3 protein-coding genes and 1 pseudogene are annotated in these 4333 nt (G+C 62.8%); 1 reads left to right on the top strand and 3 read right to left on the bottom strand.

Annotation, left to right across the window (positions count from 1 at the left end; genetic code table 11):
• Nucleotides 1-127: 127 nt before the first annotated feature.
• Nucleotides 128-559: a hypothetical protein gene (locus tag EN750_RS20690; RefSeq protein WP_245482760.1), complete on the top strand. Its 432-nt coding sequence runs from the start codon at nucleotides 128-130 to the stop codon at nucleotides 557-559.
• A gap of 511 nt (nucleotides 560-1070) precedes the next feature.
• Here EN750_RS20690 and EN750_RS20680 read toward each other — a convergent pair.
• From EN750_RS20680 to EN750_RS20670, 3 genes and pseudogenes are all read right to left on the bottom strand, one after another.
• Nucleotides 1071-1510 (bottom strand): annotated as a pseudogene (locus EN750_RS20680) (ATP-binding cassette domain-containing protein); the annotation flags it as partial.
• A gap of 39 nt (nucleotides 1511-1549) precedes the next feature.
• Nucleotides 1550-2719 carry an FAD-binding oxidoreductase gene (locus EN750_RS20675; RefSeq protein WP_127397499.1) on the bottom strand — a complete coding sequence of 390 codons (1170 nt, stop codon included), beginning with the start codon at nucleotides 2717-2719 and terminating at the stop codon, nucleotides 1550-1552.
• Between the two features lie 61 nt (nucleotides 2720-2780).
• Nucleotides 2781-4079 (bottom strand): aspartate aminotransferase family protein, encoded by a 1299-nt coding sequence (locus tag EN750_RS20670; RefSeq protein ID WP_245482759.1) that lies wholly within the window; start codon nucleotides 4077-4079, stop codon nucleotides 2781-2783.
• Nucleotides 4080-4333: the final 254 nt, after the last annotated feature.

Genomic DNA, 4333 nt, shown 5'->3' with positions numbered 1-4333 from the left:
CGTTCGAACCTGCCGAGTGCACACGATTTTACGCCAGAATACGACCCTTTTTCGCCACGCTCTCAGTGCACACGGAGCGCACACGAAAAAAAGGCCACCTACACAAAGCTCTCGTCCGGGTCCTGGCGTGTCCAGGTCCGTCGCAAAGGTCGCTACGTCAGCGAGACTTTTCTGCGCCGACGCCAGGCGCTGGGCAACCGAAACCGAGCGCCAAGTCGATCGCGGTGAGACACCGGCAAAGTCTCGAACAGCGCGCCTGAAAACCTTCGGCGAACTCATCGACCTTCATATCGACGACATGTGCGATGTAGGCAAGTCCCCTCGCCGCTCCAAGGCCGCGGCCCTCGCTTTGCTCCAAAGACATCTCGGCAAGTGCAACATCGCGGCTCTCGATCGCGAGCGGCTCATTCGTTTCGGCCGTGACCGGGCTGCCCAAGGTGCTGGACCGATGACGCTAGGCATCGATATCGGTTTTGTAAAACTCATTCTGGCTCATGCCGCTGCGGTGCACGGCCTGCCCGTCAAGGTCGAACCGGTTGATCTCGCGCGGATGGCCTGAAGAGGCTTGGCCTCGTTGGCAAAGGCAACCAGCGGGATAGGCGGCCGACAAATTGCAGAGCGCTGAAGGCGAGCATGCACGAGATCTATGGGCCGCGAAGGCTCGGCAGGCGTTCGATGCTGAACGGCGTGAAGAGTGGATGGGACGGCGAACTTAGCCACGGTTGGCGCGAGCAACGGCCAGCACGAAGCCCGAACAGCAGACTTCCGCCGGTGCGCCAGCGCCGCAGTCAAGCTTGCGCAATAAGTTTTCGCGCTCTTCGTCACTACCGGCGACAATCTTCTCTCGGAAGGCCGCAAGACTTGCGTTGGCGAAGCTCGTCAAAGCAGGCGCTGCCCTAGGAGCAAACTTCAAATGCCAGATCGTGTTCTCCTCGAAACCTCCCGCGCCCCACAGATGCGATCATGCACACTGCGCGTTGATAGAAGCTCTATAGCCAAGGTGCGAGCCAGCGGCACTGCTCTGCACAGCAGGAACGGGCGTAAAGCGAGGGAAGCTCCTCGCCTTGGATGACGATGATCATTGTCATGCCTTCCTGGGCGAGCTCGCGCATCACGGCCAACACCTCAAGCCCGAGTTCGGGATCCAGGGCGCTCGTGGGTTCGTCGAAGAGCATCACCTTGGGGTCAAGAGCCAGGGCGCGTGCGATCGCGATACGCTGCTGCTGGCCACCCGACAGGCGCGCCGGATAGGCTTGCGCCTTGTCCGTAAGGTGTACGCGTTCGAGCAATTGGGCGGTGCGCGCGTCCGCCTGCTCCTTGGTGCGCCGGATGACGGCTGTTCGAGCATGTTGATCGCACGCAGCAGCGTGCTCTTTCCCGCGCCGCTGGGTCCGACGATCGCCACGACCTCGCCGCGCGTGATGTCGAGCGAGACGTTCTTCACGGCGTGATGGCCGCCATAGATCACGTTGATGTTCTTGATGCGTACGATATTTTCTGCCTCGGGCATGGCTTCTTTGTCCTTGCGCTAACGCCGGTGTCCCACTGGTCAAGCCGCCGCAGTATGTGTGCCCGGAACGTTTCTTTCCGGAGTTGGAGCGAGACTTTCGGTGCCTGGGATCGATGCGGGAGAGCCCTTGAGCACCCAGTCTGCGACGATCAGCCCAATCACCGGCGCAAGCTGAATCCCGTAGCCGCCCGCACCGGCCGCGGTGATCAGACCGGGCTCCGACTGATCGACTGGTCCGACATAGGGACGGTGGTCGGCGGTGACAGGGTAGAGGCCTGCCCAACCCCGGCCGAGCCGGGCGCCCGGCAGATCAGGCAGGCGTTCGATCAGCATCTCGGCCAGCATGACCTTGGACCCTTCCTCGCACTGCTCGTTGTAGTTGTCCGGATCTTCGGGCGACGGCGAACTTACCTTGTGTATCTCGGCGATGAGCTCGCTCGCTTTCTCGTGCCGAAAGTTGAGTCCGGTGCCCTGCCCGTTCACCAGATCCATGACCATCGGCATTGTGTACGGGAGCGGCGCGTCCAAGTGGATTGTCAGCGCCTCGTGGCGCTCGGGGTGGATGTGTAGCGTCTGTCCGAGCATCTCGGCAACGCGTGGCGCCCAGGCGCCTGCCGCATTCACGACGAAGTCGCAGCCGATCGGCCCTTTGCTGGTGTCCAACCGATAGCCACCGGATGTCCGCGCGGCACCAAGCAGCTTGCGGAACTGGAAAACCTCGGAGCCGAGCTTCTTCACCTGTTGCGCCAGCAGCGTGCACATTTCGTGGGGATCGAGGAAGCCGTCGTCCGGCCCGAAGATGCCGCCTTCGAGCCCATCTGAACTCAAGTGCGGCACGAGTTGCTGAAGCTCGTTCGCCTGGTAGACCCTGGATCTGAAGCCGGCATCGCGCTGGATCTCCACCGAGCGCGCGAACAGTTCCATCTGCTCGGAGGTGCGCGCCAGACGCAGGTAGCCGATAGGGCTGAAGCCGAGACCGAGGCGCTCTTGCCACCGGCGGAGGCGCTGCACCGATTGCATGCGCAGCTGTATCTCGAACGGATCCGTGAGCTGTGTCCCAACGACCCCGACCGAGCGGCCGCTGGATCCTGACGCAATGGATCGTGCGTCGATGACGGTGACGCGAGCGCCCTGTTCCGCGAGCGCGTGCGCAGAACACATACCGAGGGTACCCGCACCGATGACGACGACGTGAGGAGAAGCTGTCATGTGACTTCCATCTGTTGCTGCTCGTCCCGTGCCGGATGGATCCGGCGCTGGACGCGCTACGTCATTGCTTCGGAGCGATTGCTGCGAGGGCGCCGTCGATTGCGGAAAGGATCTCGCGTGCGTCTTCCTCGGTCATGGAGGTGGAAAGCGCGAAGAGTCCGTAACTCGCCGAAAGCACGCCGCGGTCGAGCAGACCCTTGTGGAACAGGTCGAGCTTCATGCGTTCGGACGCACCCGGATAGACTGACCGGTAGTCCGTGATCGGCAACGCCGTGAAATGAACTTTGAAGAGCGAGCCGAGACCGACGCACTGCCCGTTGAGACCATGGCGAGCAAGCGAGGCCGTGATGCCCTCGCGAAGCAGGCTGCCGATAGCGTCCAGATGCGCGAAGCTAGCCGGGGTCAACGCGCGCATCGCCGCCAGACCGGCTCGCATCGTCACCGGGTTCGCGGTGAAGGTGCCGCCATGCGGCAATGCAGGCTTGCCTCGTGTTGGATCGAACACCGCCATCACGTCGGCGCGGCCGCCGACGGCGCCGACCGGGAATCCTCCGCCGATGATCTTGCCGAGAGCCGTCAGATCGGGCGTGATGCTCCACAGGCCCTGCGCCCCCGAATAGCCAAGGCGGAGCGAGATCACCTCGTCGAGGATCACCAGCGAGCCGGCGGCATGAGCGATCTCGACCATCGCGTCGAGATAATCCTTTCGCGCGGGAATAAGTCCGGCGCGGTTCGGCATCGGGTCGATCAGAACACCCGCTATCGTGTCGCCATGCGCGTCGAAGACGGCACGCAGCGCCTCCGTATCGTTGAACGGCACCGCGATGACATCATCGAGAACTCCCTTCGGCGTGCCTTTCGCGTATGCAGTTGAGGCAGGCATGTCGCCCCAGTTGGCGGGCGAACTGTCCAGGCTGACTTCCGCGAAGTCGTAGGAGCCATGGTAGGCACCTTCGATCTTGACGATCTTCGACCGCTCGGTGAACGCCCGAGCCGCCTTGATCGCCATCATGACGCCTTCCGTGCCGGAGTTGGCGAAGCGAACCTGCTCGACTGACGGAAGGCGCTCCACCAACAGTTCAGCAAGATCAAGTTCGCTCTCGGTGGGCGCTCCGAAAGCCGATCCGCGGGGCATCTGGTCCACCACCGCGGCCGTGACGGCGGGATGGCCGTAGCCATGGATCATGGCCGTGAAATTGTTGATGCAGTCGTAGTAGACGTTTCCATCGACGTCCCAGACGCGGCAGCCCTCGCCGCGCTGGGCATAGATCGGAAACGGGTCGATGAAGACCGTTGTCCGGGTGTTTCCTCCCGGCATGACCTTGCGGGCCCGTTCGAACATCTCGCGGGACTTCGGCATTGAATCTGGATAGTGGCGCATAATCTTGTAAACCGATGAAGGAGACAGCCTTGGATGGCCGCGACGAAGGGCGCGACCTCTTTCGATCACTTGGTCATGATCGTGTGGCTCTACTCGCGCAGGTACTGTGGCAGGAACCAGGAGCCGAGACCGCCCTTGCCGCTGACCCCGGTGCCCTTCCAGCCGCAGAATGGCTGCGCGCCTGGCCATGCACCCGTCGTTGCGCCGCTCGCACGGTTGGCATAGAGAACCCC

It is taken from the genome of Mesorhizobium sp. M7A.F.Ca.ET.027.03.2.1, assembly GCF_003999175.1.
Classification (GTDB): domain Bacteria; phylum Pseudomonadota; class Alphaproteobacteria; order Rhizobiales; family Rhizobiaceae; genus Mesorhizobium.
The sequence above is the reverse complement of the archived record's forward strand: the minus strand, read 5'-3'. Positions and strand labels throughout refer to the sequence as shown.